Annotated in this window: 8 protein-coding genes; 5 read left to right on the top strand and 3 right to left on the bottom strand. The window is 72.0% G+C overall.

Going from position 1 to position 17,149, the window contains the following annotated elements; translation table 11 throughout:
• Positions 1–25: 25 nt before the first annotated feature.
• The gene (locus tag DKT68_RS09675) at positions 26–1,444 is read left to right on the top strand and encodes an FAD-dependent oxidoreductase (RefSeq protein WP_109817090.1); all 1,419 of its coding nucleotides are present in this window, start codon (positions 26–28) and stop codon (positions 1,442–1,444) included.
• Positions 1,445–2,234: 790 nt separating this feature from the next.
• On the opposite strand, the gene DKT68_RS09670 is transcribed toward DKT68_RS09675, so the two are convergent.
• Complete coding sequence (locus tag DKT68_RS09670) at positions 2,235–2,876, bottom strand: hypothetical protein (RefSeq protein WP_146218324.1); 642 nt, start codon at positions 2,874–2,876, stop codon at positions 2,235–2,237.
• A gap of 427 nt (positions 2,877–3,303) precedes the next feature.
• Between DKT68_RS09670 and DKT68_RS09665 the strand changes: the two genes are divergently transcribed.
• The 4 genes from DKT68_RS09665 to DKT68_RS09650 all read left to right on the top strand — a co-directional run bounded on the left by DKT68_RS09665 (position 3,304) and on the right by DKT68_RS09650 (position 12,091).
• Positions 3,304–6,585: a DUF2961 domain-containing protein gene (locus DKT68_RS09665; RefSeq protein ID WP_109817088.1), complete on the top strand. Its 3,282-nt coding sequence runs from the start codon at positions 3,304–3,306 to the stop codon at positions 6,583–6,585.
• Positions 6,586–6,587: 2 nt separating this feature from the next.
• Complete coding sequence (locus tag DKT68_RS09660; RefSeq protein ID WP_109817087.1) at positions 6,588–8,714, top strand: family 43 glycosylhydrolase; 2,127 nt, start codon at positions 6,588–6,590, stop codon at positions 8,712–8,714.
• Positions 8,715–8,921: 207 nt separating this feature from the next.
• The gene (locus tag DKT68_RS09655; protein WP_109817086.1) at positions 8,922–10,460 is read left to right on the top strand and encodes an FGGY-family carbohydrate kinase; all 1,539 of its coding nucleotides are present in this window, start codon (positions 8,922–8,924) and stop codon (positions 10,458–10,460) included.
• Positions 10,457–12,091: a fucose isomerase gene (locus DKT68_RS09650; RefSeq protein WP_109817085.1), complete on the top strand. Its 1,635-nt coding sequence runs from the start codon at positions 10,457–10,459 to the stop codon at positions 12,089–12,091. The genes DKT68_RS09655 and DKT68_RS09650 overlap by 4 nt, the downstream gene beginning before the upstream one ends.
• 200 nt (positions 12,092–12,291) lie before the next feature.
• Here DKT68_RS09650 and DKT68_RS09645 read toward each other — a convergent pair whose 3' ends face one another.
• Both DKT68_RS09645 and DKT68_RS09640 read right to left on the bottom strand, forming a co-directional pair.
• Positions 12,292–13,290 carry a LacI family DNA-binding transcriptional regulator gene (locus tag DKT68_RS09645; RefSeq protein ID WP_109817084.1) on the bottom strand — a complete coding sequence of 333 codons (999 nt, stop codon included), beginning with the start codon at positions 13,288–13,290 and terminating at the stop codon, positions 12,292–12,294.
• 159 nt (positions 13,291–13,449) lie between these two features.
• Positions 13,450–17,149 (bottom strand): GH116 family glycosyl hydrolase (locus DKT68_RS09640; RefSeq protein ID WP_201748974.1); only part of this gene is annotated, 3,700 nt, incomplete at its 5' end.

Below are 17,149 nucleotides of genomic sequence, written 5' to 3'. Positions count from 1 at the left end.
ATCTTCAACACAAGGAGTTTGACTGATGAGCACCCTGAACCAGCTGCCCGTCGTGGTCATCGGCGCCGGCCCGGTCGGCCTGGCCGCCGCCGCGCACCTGCACGAGCGGGGCATCGCCTTCACCGTCCTCGAAGCCGCCGACACCCCCGGCGCCGCCGTGCGGCAGTGGGGCCACGTGCGGGTCTTCTCCCCGTGGCGCTACAACATCGACCCGGCCGCCCGCCGGATCCTCGACGAGGCGGGCTGGGTCGTCCCCGACCTGGAGGCCCTGCCCAGCGGAGCGGAGCTGGTCGGCGACTACCTCCAGCCCCTCGCGGAGCTGCCGCAACTCAAGCCGCACCTGCGCTACGGCGCCCGGGTCGAGGCGATCAGCCGCCTGGGCCGGGACCGGCTGCGCACCGCTGGCCGTGAGTCCACACCGTTCCTGATTCGCCTCGCCGACGGCGACGAACTCCTCGCCCGCGCGGTGATCGACGCGTCCGGCACCTGGGGCACCCCGAATGTCCTGGGCGCGTCCGGCCTGCCCGCCCGCGGCGAGACCACTGTCGCTGCGTTCCTGGAGCACGCGCTGCCCGACGTTCTCGGCGCGGCCCGGGACCGTTTCGCCGGCCGGCACAGCCTCGTCGTCGGGGCCGGCCACTCGGCCGCGAACACGCTGCTGTCCCTGGCCGAACTGGCCGCCACCACGCCGGGCACCGAGGTGACCTGGGCGATCCGGACCGCCTCCCCGGCGCGTACGTACGGCGGCGGCGACGCGGACGCGCTGCCCGCCCGCGGTGCCCTCGGCGCGCGGCTGCGCGCGCACGTCGACGCCGGCCGCATCCGGCTGCTCACCGGCTTCTCCGTGCACGCGCTCACCCCGACGGACGGGCGGGTGACCGTCGTCGTGCGGCATGCGGACGCCAGCGAAGAGTCGGTCACCGTGGATCGGATCGTTGCCGCGACGGGCTTCCGCCCCGACCACTCGATCGCCGCCGAGCTGCGCCTCGACCTCGACCCGGTGCTGGGCGCCACCCGAGCCCTCGCGCCGCTGATCGACCCCAACGAGCACTCCTGCGGCACCGTGCCCCCGCACGGTGTCGACGAACTCGCCCACCCGGAGGCCGGCTACTACGCCGTCGGCATGAAGTCCTACGGCCGGGCGCCGACGTTCCTGATGGCCACCGGCTACGAGCAGGTCCGTTCCGTCGTCGCGGCCCTCGCCGGGGACTGGACCGCCGCCCGCGACGTGCAGCTCGACCTGCCCGAGACCGGCGTCTGCAACAGCAACCCCGCGGACTCCGCCACCGGCGACAGCTGCTGTGGGCCGGCGCCCACCGCCGAACCGGCAGCGCGTGGACTCGCCACCGGCATCTCCGGGGGCCTGCTGTCCGCACCGTTGAACCTGGTCACCCTCGACGCCGCCCCCGCCGACGGTCAGGCCGGCGGCTGCTGCGGCAGCTGATACCCACCACCACGAAGGTGCCCGCGTGATCAGTGGCACCGACCCCGACGCCCTTCGTGCCGGGTGCGGGTCTGCCGCCGCACCAGCGCGGCGTACCGGCCGCCGAGCACCATCAACTCCTCGTGATCGCCTCGCTCGATGATCTCGCCAGGAGCCTCGGCTTCACATGGATGTCGCCCTGCCGGCACGCCGGATCAGCACATCCTCCTAGGATGCTTGAGAGGGTGTGCCGCATACCGCTAGGCCCCGCAGGGCCGGCGTTGAGGGTCGACGGGGTGCCGGCGAGCGGCCGGACAGTCCCACGGCCGGTTACCAGTCGCAGGCGTCGATTTCGGCACCCGGGCCGGCCAGGGTGCCGACAATGAGGAAATGAGAGCGCAGAGGTTTCTGAAGAGGCAACAGGACGCGGCTCGTCGTCGTGCTCCGAAGAAGCAGAAAGTCGTGGCTCGTCGTCGTACTCCATGGCCACTGATGGCGGCGCTGCTCGCGGCGGGAGCGGCCGGAGCCGCGGCGGCACGGCGTCGCAAAGCCGCCGGGCGCACCGGAACCGGCGGAGCCGGGGCGACAGGTGATGTCAGCCAGGCCGGGCAGGCCAACCGCTCCGAAGGAGCCACCCAGGGCCGGTCCCAGGGACGGTGAAGCAGCGCGTCCCCTCCGGGGTCGTCGAACCGGGAACCTCCCGATCGTCAATCCGGCGCTCTACCGCCTGAGTTCGGAGGGCAGGAGAAGGGCCGACCGACTCGGTGCGCCGCGTATCTCTTGTCCACGCGATCAGCTCGGACCGGCGACGCTAGCCCGGTCGGCGGGCCATGACGAGGGGACGGAGTTTGGCCGTGAGTTCCTCGGTGAGCACCAGTTGGTAGTACACCCCACCCGCCGCGCCGTAGGCGATCGCCGGACAGGAGTTGACTCTGCCCAGCAACGTGAAGCGGCCGACCTGCTTACCTGTCCTGGCCTCGAAGATGCGGTAGATGAAGCGCGCCGACCGCAGCTCGGCGGTTTTCTTTCCGCCGGTGCTGGTGGTGTAGGTGCACGTTTCGACCTTCTTGCTCGGATATTCATCGTCGAAGTACTCGCAGGCGACGAGCTGAGTGTGCTGTTCCGGGTACATGCCCGGCTGCCACTGCGGCTGCCACTCGCCAGGCAGCTCTGACTCCAGCTCCCGAGAGGCATACGGGTGCATGACGAAGAGTGCCGTCAGGTGGATGGGGGCCCCGGCGTAGGCCGGACCGTCCGGGTTGTAGGGACGCACCGCTCGCGGGTTGAAGGTCGAGCCGCCGCACGCCTCCTCGCTCGTTCTGATGGTCGGGCGCGGTGGCGGCCAGGTCGGGCTGGCTGCTGTCGACGCGGACGGCGCCGGCGTTGTCGGGGCCCGCGGCGGGTCGGGTTCGCCGGTGCACGCGGTGAGCCCGCACAGGGCGCCGGCGATCACGGCCAGGAGTCGTGTCAACCGCTGCGAACCGGTCACGCCGCCCCAATCGCCTGCTGTCGGCTCCACCGGAGCATCTATCGGTGCTCAGGTCACGTCTGCTGGGTCTCGACGATGTTACCGGCGGTACCGGTCGGCGCTGCGGTCCGATCCCATCACGTGCCTGGACTCTCGCGGCGCTGAGGCGCACCCATGCTGCCGATCCGGTGCGTCGTCCGCGACGGCGCCCAGTCGACCGAGGGGCCGTGGTCACGCCTGTCAATGGGCAAGCGGAGGATTTCTCGAGAATCAGGGGAGGGTGACGGCTGCTTCCTGCATCCCTCGAAACCGGACGGGCAGGTATTGACAAGTATCGAAGGGGGCAGTTTACTGCTCGCCGAGCAATCGATTTCCTGTCGGGCTCGGACGGCACTCCCGAAGGGGGACACCAATGAGGCTCCGTACCCCCTGCTGGCTCGGCGCCGCCGCTGCGGCGCTGCTGGCCACGACTGCGGCCGCCCCGCCGACCGCCGCCGCGCCCGGCGCGGCCGGTGTGACCGTCCTCGCGACCGCCGACGACAAGGGCCCGGTCGGCTGGGACGCCTATCGCCGCCTGGACCGGCTCCCCGAGCTGGCCGCCGGCACCCGCACCCGGCAGTTCTCCAGCTTCGGCCGCGACGGATCCAACGACGACGGGTTCGTCGGCACCTACTCGTGCCTGCGCCAGGCCGGCGGCTGCGTCATCGCCGAGGACCGTGGCCCCGGCGAGGTGCAGTCGATCTGGTTCACCCGCGACGGCGGTAACGTCAGCGCCACCGGTTGGATCCGCATCGAGCTCGACGGGGTCACCGTCGTCGACACCGGGCTGCAGAACCTCGTCAACGGCGGTCTCGGCAGTCCGTTCGTCGCCCCGCTGGTCAGCAACGCCGACCAGACCTCGGGCGGGGTCACGGTCAAGGTGCCGATGCCCTACCGCGACTCCATGCGGATCACCACCCAGAACAACCCGCTCTTCCACCACGTCACCTACCGCGAGTTCGGCGACCCGACCGGGATCTCCCGGTTCAACCCGGCCGATCCGGCAACCGACGTGCTGGACAAGCTGCGTGCCGCCGGCACCCGGGACCCGAAGCCGGCCCAGCCCGGCGCGACCACCGCCGGTGCCACGGTCACCGTCCCGGCCGGCGGGCAGGCCACCCTCGCCACCCTCACCGGGCCGCGGGCGGTCACCGCGCTGCGGCTGCGGGTGCCCGACGGCGCGGCGACCGAGCCGAACCTGTCCGGCCTGCGGCTGCGCATCACGTTCGACGGCCGGACAACCGTGGACAGCCCGGTCGGTGAGTTCTTCGGTGGAGGGCTCGGCGAGCGCGGCGTCCGCTCCCTGATGTTCGCCATGGACGCCGCTCCCGGCGGCTGGTACAGCGCGTGGTGGCCGATGCCGTTCCGCTCCACCGCCACCGTCGCGCTGGCGAACACCACCGGCGCCGCCGTCAGCGGCGTCCAGGCCGAGGTGACCTCGGCGCCGGGCACCCAGTGGACGGCGGCGCTCGCCGCCGACGGGGTCGCCGGTTACTTCACCACCCAGTCCCGTCGGGCGGAGACCGTCGGCGGCAGCGACTGGATCGTCGCCGACCGGACCGGCCGCGGCCGGTTCGTCGGCGTCTCCCACACCATGCGCGGCCACATCACCGGTGGCAACACCCGCAACTACCTCGAGGGCGACGAGCGGGTGCACGTCGACGGCTCACCGACGCCGCAGCTCTACGGCACCGGCACCGAGGACTTCTACGAGTCGGGGTGGTACTTCAACCGCGGCGAGTACAGCGGCGTCTTCACCGGCAACACCGCCCACCTCTTCCGCGCCGGCGGTTGCGTCGACGAGTGCGACGCCACCTACCGTCTGATGATCGGCGACGCCGTGTCGTACGCCAGCGCCCTGCGCTTCGGCATCGAGCACGGGCCGGCCAACGACATGCCGGCGAACTACGCCTCGACCGCGTTCCTCTACACCCAGCCCACCGTCGCGGTGCGCCGGACCGACACGCTGGTCACCGGCGACGCCGCCAGCCGGGCCGCCCACGGCTACACCGACGCGACGGCGACCCAGTACGCGCTCACCGCGCCGTTCGAGGGCGACGACGACAACCTCACGGTGAGCGGGCAGGTCCGCGCCACCACGGCAGCGGTCAGCTTCCGGGTCGCCATCGACCCGGCCAACCAGGGTGTACGGCTGCGCCGGCAGGGCGACCAGCAGAGCGGCTACCAGCAGGCAGCCGTGGCGGTGGACGGCGCACCGGCCGGCGTGTGGCTGCAACCGTTGGGCAACGGCCGGCAGCGCTGGTTGGCCGACGAGTTCGTGCTGCCGGCGTCGCTCACGGCGGGCCGGTCGACGGTCACCGTCACGCTGACCCCGGTCGCCGGCGCGCCGGCCTGGACCGCGGCCCGGTATCTCGCCGAGAGCATGGTGCCGCCGTTCGCCGACACCGCGGCACCCGGTGCGGTGGCCGGCGTGGCGCTGGCCGGCGGGCGCGTGCACGCCCTCGGCCTGTCCTGGTCCGAGCCGTCGGACAACGTCGGGGTCTCCGGCTACCGGGTCTACTCCTCGAGCGCGCCCGGGGTCGCGATCACCCCGGCCAACCTGGTCGGCACGTCCCGGACGACCGGGTTCCGGCACGGCCCGCTGCCGGCCAACCAGACCCGCTACTACCGGGTCGTCGCGGTCGACGGCGCGGGCAACACCGGCGCCGCGTCGGCCGAGGTGTCGGCGACCACCCGACCGCGCGCCGCCAGCGACGTCGACGGCGACCGCCGCGACGACGCCGTGGTCTTCACCCGCGGCACCGCGGCCGACGTGTTCGCCTCGCTCTCCGACGGCGGCCGGTTCGTGCAGGACGGCTGGCTGTGGAACGACTTCTTCGCCCCCGGCGGGGAGCTGCCGTTCACCGGGGACGTCAACGGCGACGGCCGGGCGGACGCCATCACCTTCACCCGGGGTGACCTCGCCGACGTCTACGTCGGCCTCTCCACCGGGTCCGGGTTCGCCGGCGGGGCCAAATGGCACGACTTCTTCGCCGTCGGCACGGAGATACCGGCGGTCGGTGACGTCAACGGCGACGGTCTGACCGACATCATCACCTTCACCCGGGGCGAGAACGCCGACGTCTACGTGGCCCTGTCAACCGGTTCCGGTTTCGGGCCCGGCATCAAGTGGCACGACCGCTTCGCCCTCGGCACGGAGGTGCCGGCGGTGGGCGACGTCAACGGCGATGGGCGCGACGACATCGTGACGTTCACCCGTGGCACGAACGAGCAGGCGGACGTCTACGTCTCGCTCTCCGACGGCACCAGGTTCGCCGAGGAGGGCTGGAAGTGGCACGACCACTTCGCGGTCGGCAGCGCGCAGCCCGCGGTCGGCGACGTCAACGGCGACGGGCGTGACGACGTCGTGGCGTTCACCGGGGGCACGGCCGGCGACGTGTTCGTGTCCCTCTCCGACGGCGGCCGTTTCGTGCAGGACAACTGGAAGTGGCACGACCTGTTCGCCGTCGGGACGGAGTTGCCGGGCGTCGGCGACTTCGACGGGGACGGACGGGCGGACGTCGTGACGTTCACCCGCGGCGCCCCGGCGGACGTGTTCGTCTCGCTCTCCGACGGTGGGCGGTTCGTGCAGGCCACCTGGAAGTGGCATGACCACTTCGCGACCGGCAGCGAGCTGCCCCGGCCGAGCGTGTGACCATGCGCGCCCTCCGGATGCTCGGCGTTCTCGTGCTCGGGGCGGCCCTGCTGGCCGTCCCGGTGGGGCCGGCGGCCGCGGCCGACGAGCCGGTACGGGTGGAGGCGGAGTCACTGCCCGTCGTCTCGGCCAGCGCACCGGTCGAGTCGCAGCCCGACTGCTGCGGGGTGGCCTGGTCGGGCGGCAGGCAGCTCTGGCTGCGCGCCGCCCGGGCCGGTGACTCGGTGACCGTCACGCTGCCCTCGGTGCCCGCCGGTCAGTACGACATCGGGGGCGTGCTGACCCGGGCCCGCGACTACGGCACGCTGCGCTTCGCCGTCGACGGGGTGGCCGTCGGCCAGCTCTTCGACGGGTACGCGCCCGCCGTGCAGCGCACCGGTGCGGTGCCGCTGGGCTCGGCGTCGCTCACGGCCGGCAGCCACCGGCTGACCGTGACGGTGACCGGGCGAGCCGCGTCCTCAGTCGGGTTTTTCGCCGGTCTCGACACCGTGACCCTGCGCCGCGTCGGTCCGCTGGCGGCCGTCACGACCACGCCGTACGAGACGGTCGGCGAGACACCGGTGCGGGGCGCGCTGACGCGGGTCTACGACCCGAGCGTCGGCGAGCCGGTGTCCTGGTACTACAACGACCACACCATCGTGAAGAACCAGCAGACCGGCGTGTGGCACGTCTTCGCCATCACCCATCGGGAGCCGGCCGCGCCGCTGGACGAGAAGCTCTTCGGCCATGCCACGGCATCGACCCCGAACGGGCCGTGGACGAAGCAACCGCCCGCCCTGGCCGCCGACCCGGCGGCGGGGGAGCAGTGGATCTGGGCCCCGCACATCGTCTACGACGCCGGCGTCTACTACATGTTCTACGCCGCCGGTAATCCGGACTTCGCCAACTACCGCATCCACCTGGCGACCTCGACCGACCTGTTCGTCTGGACCCGCAGCCCCGCCAACCCGTTGTTCACGGACGGCTGGGAGGGCCGCGACCCGATGGTGACGCGGCAGGGCGACCGCTGGGTCATGTACTACACCGCGACATCGAGCCCGACCGGCGGCAACCACGTCGTCGCCTACCGGACCAGCACCGACCTGCGGACCTGGAGCGCTCGCGCCGTCGCGTACTCGTCGCCGTTCACGGGGCAGGCCGGCGGGCAGACCGAGTCGCCCTTCGTGGTGCGCCGCGGCGACTGGTACTACCTCTTCGTCTGCTGCGACGGCACCGACTACGGCGCGGCCTACCGGCGGACGGCCGTCTACCGCAGCCGCGACCCGCTGCGCTTCGACGGCGCGGAGAGGGTCGCCGTGCTAGACGCGCACGCCGCTGAGGTCGTCGTGGACGGCGCGAACTGGTACCTGAGCCATGCCGGCTGGGGTCAGGGCGGGCTGTGGCTGGCGCCGCTGACCTGGTCGGCGGGGGTGGTGGCCCGCGGCTACACGGTGAGCACCGGTTTCCTCCGCGCCGACGTGCGGACGTGGCCCGACACCCGGATCGCGTCGCTGGCGGTGGACCCTGCCGGGGGCGGCGCCTACCGCCCGGCGCTCGACTCGTCGCACCGCGGCACCGGGCCGTACCTCGCGATCGGCCGCTTCGACGTCACCGATCGGGCCGGTGCCCCGGCCAGGGTCGACGTGTCGGCCGACGGTTCCCGGATCAACCTGGTCGGCATTCCGTTCGGCGACGAACCGGTCACCGCTGACTGGTTGCTGACGGTCGCGCCGCGGTGGACCGGCCCGTCGTTGCAGAGCGACGTCACGTGGTCGGTCAACGGTTCGACGACGGCGGCGGTGTGGGAGGCGGCCTTCAACGTCGACGGCGCGTTGCCGGCCGTCGGTGACCCGGCGGTGGAGGGGCGGCCGACCGGCGACGTGGTCGGGATGCCACCGTGGACGATGACCACCGGCCCGGGCCTGTCGGTCGTCGCCGTGCACCGGTGGGCGTCGGCCTGGCGCGGCGACAACACCTGGTACGACGCCGGCCACGCGATGGCCGCCTGGCAGGTGTTGTGGCGCCCGGGCGGCACGTCGTGGGCGTCCGGGCAGTATGCCGGTGGCACGTGGCGCTTCACGGCGAGCGGGTCACGTCGGGACGTGAGCTTCGCCGACGCCGCCTACGCCGCGATCAACGCGACCCCGTGAGCCGAGTCAGTGGCTGGCGGAGGCGGTCGAGCGTCCGAGCCGCTGCCGACGACCGGAGACGGCCTGACCGACTGGGCCGCTCGGCGCTCGAGCACCTTCTCAGGCCCGGGTCTGGGTCGACGAGGGTTCGGCCGGGCGTCGGCGGCCGGAGAGAAAACGTGAGCGCTCGGCCTTGATTCGGAAATCGATTGCTGGAACAGTGGCGCCATGAAGGTCGCGGCTGTCCTCGGCGTGGACATCGGCACATCGAGCAGCAAGGGCGTGCTCGTCGACGTCGACGGCCGCGTCCTGCGGTCGTCCACCCGGACCCACGAGGTGAGCCGGCCACGGCCCGGCTGGGTCGAGATGGACGCCGACGTCTGGTGGCAGGAGTTCGTCTCGCTCACCGGCGACCTGCTGGCGCCCGGCGACGCCGAGGTCGTCGCGGTCGGGGTGAGCGGCATGGGCCCGTGCGTCCTGCTCACCGACGCCGCGAACATCCCCCTCCGCCCGGCCATTCTGTACGGCATCGACACCCGCTCGACCGATCAGATAACCCGGCTCAACGAGCGGTTGGGCGCGGACGAGATCCTCCGTCGGTGCGGCTCGGCCCTGTCCAGCCAGGCAGCGGGCGCGAAGGTGGCCTGGGTCGCCGACAACGAGCCGGACGTCTACCGGCGCGCCCGTCGGCTCTTCATGCCCAGTTCGTGGCTCGCCGTCAAGCTCACCGACGAGTACGTGCTGGACCACCACTCGGCGAGCCAGTGCACGCCGCTGTACGACACCGACGGCCACGACTGGTACGACCCGTGGGCGGCCGAGATCGCCCCCGGGCTGGTCCTGCCTCCGCTGCGCTGGCCCGGGGACGTGGCGGGCCGGGTGACGGCCCAGGCGGCGGCGGTGACCGGACTGCCGCCGGGCGTCCCCGTGATCACCGGGACCATCGACGCCTGGTCGGAGGCGATCAGCGTCGGCGCTCAGGGCGTCGGTGACCTCATGCTGATGTACGGCACGACGATGTTCCTGGTCCACACGGTCGCGGCCCGGGTCACCGACCCGTCGCTGTGGGGGACCGTCGGCGCCCTGCCCGGGACCCGCAACCTCGCAGGTGGTCTGGCGACGTCCGGAGCGATCACGGCGTGGCTGCGGGAGCTGTTCGGTTCGCCGGACTATCCCGAGCTGCTCCGCCTCGCCGAGGCCTCGGGCCCGGGCGCCCGAGGGCTGCTCATGCTGCCGTACTTCGCCGGCGAACGTACGCCGATCCTGGATCCGCAGGCCCGCGGCATCCTCGCCGGCCTCACCATCTCGCACGACCGCGGTGACCTCTACCGCGCCGCGCTCGAGGCGACCGGCCTCGGTGTACGCCACAACATCGAGACCATCGAGGCGAGCGGCGGTGACATCCGGCGCGTCGTCGCCGTCGGCGGGGGCACCCGGGGCGGGCTCTGGACCCAGATCGTCTCCGACGTCACCGGACGCGCCCAGGTGATCCCCGCACAGACCATCGGCGCCAGCTACGGCGCGGCGTTCCTGGCCGCGCAGACAGGGTGGACCGTCTCGATCGAGGCGTGGAACCCCGTCACGGAGGTCTGCGAGCCACGGGCCGAGTTCGCCGCCGACTACGACGAGCTCTACGGGCTCTATCGCGAGCTGTACACGAGTAGCAAGCGGGTCGCTCACGCGCTCGCCGCACGTCAGATCCGTTTCCTGGCCGCCGCTCGGACGGACGCCAGTGAACAGCAACGCACCGAAGGAGTCGCCCCATGACCAGTTACACGCTGCCCGTGCCCGCCAACCCGCCGTCGGTGGCACCCGGCACCGTCTACACGGTCGCCAGCGGCGATCTCCGGCTCAGCGCGAACGTCACGTGCTGGCCCACGCAGCAGCAGCTGGAGGCCGACCTCACCGCGGCGGTCAACGCGCTCGGCTGGAAGGTCGAGCGCGGGCACCGCGTCGATCCGGGCAAGGGACACGGCTTCATCGACAGCCAGCGCGCGGGCATCGAGGTCTTCAAGCAGATCCCCGCCGACGCGCCACTGATCGTGGTCGAGGCCGTCTGGCAGTACAGCCACCACGTCCTGGCCGGGCTGCGCAGCCACCGGGGGCCGATCCTCATCGTGGCGAACTGGAGCGGCGAGTTCCCCGGCCTGGTCGGCCTGCTCAACCTCACCGCGAGCCTCACCAAGGCCGGCGTCCCGCACTCCGCGCTGTGGAGCCGGGACTTCACCGACGAGTGGGCGGTCGGCGGGCTGCGGACCTGGCTCGAGACGGGCCAGCTGCGCCACGACACCAGTCACGTACGTGACCTGCCCGCCCTGCCCGACGACCCGGAGGTCGCGCTGGGCCGGTCGCTGGCCGGCCAGCTCGCGACGGAGAAGGCCATCATCGGCGTCTTCGACGAGGGGTGCATGGGGATGTACAACGCGATCTTCGACGACGAGTTGATCAATCCGCTCGGCATCTACAAGGAGCGGCTGTCGCAGAGCGCGCTGGTCGCCGAGATGGCGCGCGTCTCCGACGACGAGGCCCGAGCGGTCCGCCGGTGGCTGGACGACGCCGGCATGACCTTTCACGTGGGCGCCGACGAGGCCAGCGAGCTGACCGAGGCGCAGCTGCTCAGCCAGTTCAAGATGTACGTCGCCGCCCTGCGCATCTCCGACGACTACGGCCTGGACGCGGTGGGAATCCAGTACCAGCAGGGCCTGAAGGACGTCGTACCGGCCAGCGACCTCGCCGAGGGCCTGCTGAACAACGTCCAGCGGCCGCCGGTGCTCAGCCGCGACGGGAGCCGCGAGCTGTACCCGGGGGCGCCGCTGCCGCACTTCAACGAGGTCGACGAGGGGGTGGCGGTCGACTCGCTCGTGACCAACCGGATCTGGACGGCGATGGGCCTCGACCCGGCGACGACGCTGCACGACATCCGGTGGGGCGAGCGGTACGGCGACGACTTCGTCTGGGTCTTCGAGATCTCCGGCTCGGTGCCGGCGTCACACAACGGTGGCTACGACAGGTCGTACAGCATGCGGCAGCCGCCGATGTTCTTCCCGCTCGGTGGGGGCACCCTGAGCGGGGTGTCGAAGCCGGGGGAGATCGTCTGGTCCCGGGTGTTCATCATGGACGGCGTGCTGCACGTGGACCTGGGCCGGGGCACCGTCGTCGAGCTGCCGGCCGACGAGACCCAGCGCCGGTTGGACGCCACCACCCCGCAGTGGCCGATCATGCACGCCGTCCTGCACGGGGTCGACCGGGACCAGCTGATGGCACGGCACAAGGCCAACCACGTCAACGTCGCCTACGCGCCGGACGCGGCGACCGCCGACAAGGCGCTGCGCGTCAAGGCGGCCATGTTCGCCGAGCTCGGCGTCCGGGTGCACCTCTGCGGTGAGGTCAACCTCTGACGGCTCAGGCCGGTCGGTCCTGCACCGTTGCGGGTGGCTCACCCGAGTGACGGCGAGACCGCCGGCACTGCGGATCGGAGCCGGTGGAACACGGACGGGGAGCCTGACGGTGTGCCGGGGGCGGGCTCCCCGGCCCCCACCGCGGGCGGCCCGGCCGCCGGCTCCGACAGCGGCGGCAGTGGGCCCGCCGGCTACGAGGTTCAGCGCGGGCGGCTGGAGCTTTCGCGTACCTGGAGGCCCGTGCTGAGGGTGACGGTCGACGGCGGTCGCGCCGGGTTGGCGATCCGTTCGGTGAGCAGCACCGCGGCCGCCCGCCCCAGGTCGTACGTCGGCTGGGAGACGGTGCTCAGCGACGGCCTGACCAGGTGGGCCCAGGGTATGTCGTCGAACCCGACCACCCCGAACTCGGCCGGCACCCTGACCCCGCGGTCGACGAGGCACTCGACGGCGCCGACGGTCATCAGGTTGTTCGTCGCGAAGACGCTGTCGGGCGGGTTGTCGCTGTCGAGCAGCGAGGCCATGGCCCGGTAGCCACCCTCTTCGCGGAAGTCCGCGTACCGCACCAGGTTGTCGGTCGTCTCCCGGTCGTGCGACCGCAACGCGCGCTGGTAGCCGCGGAGCCGCTGGGCGGCGGTGGAGATCCGACGTGGACCGGTGATGCAGGCGACCCGCTGGTAGCCGTTGTCGAGCAGGTGCGTGGTCGCCATCTCGGCGCCCTGCACGTTGTCGACGAGCACGGTGTCGATGTTGACGCCGCGCAGCTGGCGGTCGATGGCCACGACCGGGATGCGCGCCTCGACGAGCCGGTTGATGACGGTCGGTCGGCCCGACGTGGAGATGATGACACCCGCCATCCGCTCGGCCAGGGCCGCGGCGATGTACCGGGACTCCTTCTCCGGATCCTCGTCGCTGTTGCACAGGACCACCGAGTAGCCGGCGCCCTGCGCGACGTCCTCGACCCCTCGCACCATCGAGGTGAAGAAGGGGTTTCCGATGTCGGAGATGATGACCGCCCAGAGGCTTGTCTGACTCAGGCGCAGGTTGCGGGCGACGGCGTTGGGGCGGTAGTCGAGGTCCTGCATCGCCTGCTGCACCCGCGCGGCCATCGCCGGATCGACCGTGGTCCGCCCGTTCAGCACCCGTGACACCGTGGCGGGCGAGACCTGAGCCTGCCGCGCCACGTCATAGATCGTCGCCATTCGCCTCCGTTCGCTCGACTCTCCTGATGCTGTGCTTCGGCCCGGTCGCCCAGCCGGTGCCGGAACCCGGCATCCTACGGGTGGGTAGTGACCGAACCGTTACGGGTGCTACCCGCCGGTCTATGGCGCCGACGCGGTCGTCGATCGGGCCTGCCGCGGTCAACCGTTGACGGTGAGCCGCAGGGCATCACCCCGACCTACCACCGCCTCGGCGTTCAACGTCACGAGAATACGCCCGTCCCGGTACGAGCAGTCACGGACCGGCAGCGCACGGTTGCCCAGGCGTACCGTCACCGTCGCGGGGTCGCTGCTCACCGCCAGCGCCACGCTGGCCACCCGGAGCCGGCCGTACCGGACCTCGATGGTGCCCGCGAGGTGCCGACCGTGCCGCTCCTGCCGGAAGAGCCCCCATCCCTCGGCGGCGGTGAACGCGGCGGCGAACCTCTCCGGGCCGATCCGGGGCGCGAAACCGATGTGACCCCGGGGACCGTCGTACTCGAAACCGCACGCCGCGAGGTAGACGCCGTGGCTGGCCATCGCGCGCGCGTAGTGGTCACCACATTCGATCTCGTTGTACGGATTGCGCTTCCCGGCCGCGTACCGGTCGTGCACCGCCCGGGTGAGCGTCAGCCCCTCCTCGACGAGGCCCTCCTGGAGCATGTGCGCCGCGACCTGGTACTCCTGCCCGGTCCACACCTCGTTGAAGTACATCGCCGCCCAGCTGGCCGGGTTCCCGGCGGCCGTGTCGTCGCCCCCGTGCGGCCAGGTGCTCATCAGCATCCCGTACTCGTGGTCCATGGCGAACCAGCGGCCGCCGGGGATGGCGCTCTCCTCCCGGTAGGCGACCTGGTCCGGGGTGAAGTTGTACCGGTAGAGACTGGCCAGGGCGCTAACCGCCTGCTCCTGCGGCACCACCCGCGGCAGCCCGAGCTGGCCGGCGAGACTCTGCCCGAAGAGCTGGTCGATGTGACAGCCGCGGTTACTGTTGATCACGTCGGCGTGCGCCGGATCCACCTTCTGGATGAAGTACTCGCCGTTGAACAGCTCGGTGGACAGGTGCCGGCTGCCCGATTCGGCGAGGGCCCGGCACCGGCCGGCGAACTCGGCCTGGCCCATCTCGTCGGCCATCGCCGCGCCGGCCAGCAGGGCAGCCACGTACATCCCGGTGATCCAGGCGATCTCGCCGTACCAGATCGTGTCGAGGGTGTTCGGCTGCGCACCGTCCACTGTGCCGTCAGGCCCCGCGTCGTGCTCCACGATCCATTCCAGGGCCCGCCGCAGGCGTGACCAGTTCGCCCGCAGGAACGTGTCGTCCGGCGCGGTCAGGTGTTCCCGGTAGCAACGCAGGATCGTGCCGCACTGCCCGTCGGTGGCCCAGCTCATGTCGGCCTCCGCGCGGTTGCCGATCTGGCCCGTGTCGGGATGGAAACCGATGCCGAGGTCCACCCGGCCGCGGGTGTCGCGTTCCAGCTGGGGGAAGAGCCGGGCGATCGACTGGGCGTAGTTCCACACGTGCTCGCAGGTGCCCGGGCAGCAGTACACGCCCTCCCACCCGTAGAACCGTCCGTCGTCGAACAGGTAGCAGGTGCTGGTGGCGAGCGTGGACGCGGGCGCGAGGGTGCGTTCCAGGAACCAGTGCGGCAGGGTGGCGTCGGTGTACCAGGTGTCCACCCAGCTGCGGGTGTCGGCTTCCAGCCGGTCCAGGTGGTCGGCGACGTGCCGCACCACGGCCCGGGCGTCGGCGAACCGGCCGGCGTAGTGCCGACGGAGCGTGTCAGAGCCGCGCAGGAACGCCAGCGACACCCGGTCCGGCACCCCGAAGTGCCAGCCGAGCACGAACCGCACCGTCCGGCTCTGGCCGGGCGCCAGGTGGACCGGCACGGCAACGGAACCGGCCTGCCCACCAAGGGAGCCGTCCACCTCCGCGGGGCCGTCCTCCGACGCGAACACGTCGTCCAGGTCGGCCCACCTGGCGAGCGACGGTCGTACGGTCGCCCGCCCGTCCAGCGCGGCGAGCACGAGCGTGCCGTTGTCGGGCACCTGGTCGAGCGGCCGGGTGTCGGTCGGCACGTCGCTGAACACGATGCGGTCGACGTTGACGTGCCCCCAGCCGCCGGTGTCGGCGTCCACGATCTCGACGACCGCGGTGCGGCCGTGGTACGCGGAGAGGTTCACCGTCGCCATGCTCACCGGCTCCGCGTCGCGCCCGGCCACGCTGGCCACCACCGTGCCGTCGATCAGCAGGTTGACGCACGTCTGCCCGTGGTGGCTGCCGCCACCCACGGCCACGTTGACGTATCGGCGCTCGACCGTGAACGGCCGGCTGGTCAGCTTGCCGGTCGCGGCGTCGGCCCGCCCCGCGTCCCCGCCCGAGCCCCGGAAGTCGTGGGACGTCACGAACCGCTGCCCGGTCACACCCAGGTCACCGAAGCGCTTCATGTAGTCGGGCACCTCGGCGACGAGCACGGGACCGGCGCCGAACGCGCTGCCCTCGACGGTCCAGCCCTCGAAGCTGTCCCGCTCCCAGTCCTCGAAGACGATGTCCGGGCGCGGTGCGACGTCGGTGAACACGATCCGGTCACAGTTGACGTGGCCCCAGGCGCCGCCGTGAGCGTCGACGATCTCGATGACCGCGGACTTTCCCTCGTGCGCGGCGACGTCCAGGAACACGGTCTGCATCGACTCGGCGTCGCGGCCGGTCGCGGTGGCCACCACGGCGCCGCCGACCCGCACGTTCACGCAGATCTGCCCCGGGTGGTTGCCGCCGCCGACGGAGAGCCGGACCGACTTGCGCTCGATGGTGAACGCACTGCTGATGAGCTTGCCGGTAGCGGCGTCGGCGCGGCCGATGTCGCCGTCGGCCCCGCGAAAGTCGTGCGAGGTGACGAACCGCTGTCCGGTCGCGTTGAGCGGCCCGCCGCGCTTCATGTAGTCCGGCGCCTCAGAGACCAGCACCGGGCCGGCGCCGAACGCGGTGCCCTCGACGGTCCAGCCGTCGTAGCCGTCCCGCTCCCAGTCCTCGAAGACGACGTCGGGTCGGCCGCCTGTCTCCACCTGCTCGGCGGCCGAGAACTGGACGCCGCGCAGCGACCGGTCGCCGAAACCCGCCGAGCGCAGCGTGATCCCGCGTTGGGTCCTGGTGTCCAGGCAGGCCGGGTTCTCCACGTACCCCAGCAGGGTGGCGTCCACGGCGCTGTCCGAGGTGTTGCGCAGCGTGTAGGCCAGGACGGTGGCCGGCAGGGTCGAGTCCGCCACCGACAGCGGCACGAACGGCGAGAACGCCTCCAGGGTCACCTCGACCGGGGCGTCCTCGGCGCGGTACCGGACGCGGCCGATCGGGTACTGCCCGGTGAAGCGCACCTGGTCGAAGCCGGCGGCGTCCAGCGCCCGGGTCTGGGTCCGGCCCCCGGCGCGGGTGCGCAGCGCGAAACCGTGCCGGATCGGCGAGGCGGGCTGCCGCGGGTTCGCGTAGCCCGCGTCGGTGGTGCCGGCCGCGGGCCGGTTGAAGATGTCCCAGCACCAGAGCCGGCCGTCGCCGCCGAGATACAGCTGGCCCGTGGCACCGCCTCCGACGGGCATGCCGAGCCAGCGGAGGTCCGGGCCCGTGTAGCTGGTGGGTTCGCCCCGGCGGTACAGATCGGCCGACCAACCGGGTGGCAGTTCCTTGTCGACGGGCACACCGATCAGCCGCTCCTCGGGTACGCCGAGGGCGGCGGCGGCCTCCGCCCGGGAGCCGGCCAGCACGGTGCCGGCGGCGACCCCGAGGGAGAGGGTGAGGAACTGGCGACGGTTGGGGCTGCAGGCGTTGCCGGGACAGCACTCGTCGTACTGGTTGACGGCCAGCCTCTTATACACATCT

The organism is Micromonospora acroterricola, from assembly GCF_003172955.1.
In the GTDB taxonomy this organism is placed as follows: Bacteria; Actinomycetota; Actinomycetes; order Mycobacteriales; family Micromonosporaceae; genus Micromonospora; species Micromonospora acroterricola.
Note: the sequence above shows the minus strand (reverse complement) of the source record. Positions and strands in the feature narration are given on the sequence as shown.

Excerpts from the sequence above, each read along its gene's own strand:
- DKT68_RS09675 (WP_109817090.1), top strand. The coding sequence starts at position 26 with ATGAGCACCCTGAACCAGCTGCCCGTCGTGGTCATCGGCGCCGGCCCG.
- DKT68_RS09665 (WP_109817088.1), top strand. The coding sequence starts at position 3,304 with ATGAGGCTCCGTACCCCCTGCTGGCTCGGCGCCGCCGCTGCGGCGCTG.
- DKT68_RS09660 (WP_109817087.1), top strand. The coding sequence starts at position 6,588 with ATGCGCGCCCTCCGGATGCTCGGCGTTCTCGTGCTCGGGGCGGCCCTG.
- DKT68_RS09655 (WP_109817086.1), top strand. The coding sequence starts at position 8,922 with ATGAAGGTCGCGGCTGTCCTCGGCGTGGACATCGGCACATCGAGCAGC.
- DKT68_RS09650 (WP_109817085.1), top strand. The coding sequence starts at position 10,457 with ATGACCAGTTACACGCTGCCCGTGCCCGCCAACCCGCCGTCGGTGGCA.
- DKT68_RS09645 (WP_109817084.1), bottom strand. The coding sequence starts at position 13,290 with ATGGCGACGATCTATGACGTGGCGCGGCAGGCTCAGGTCTCGCCCGCC.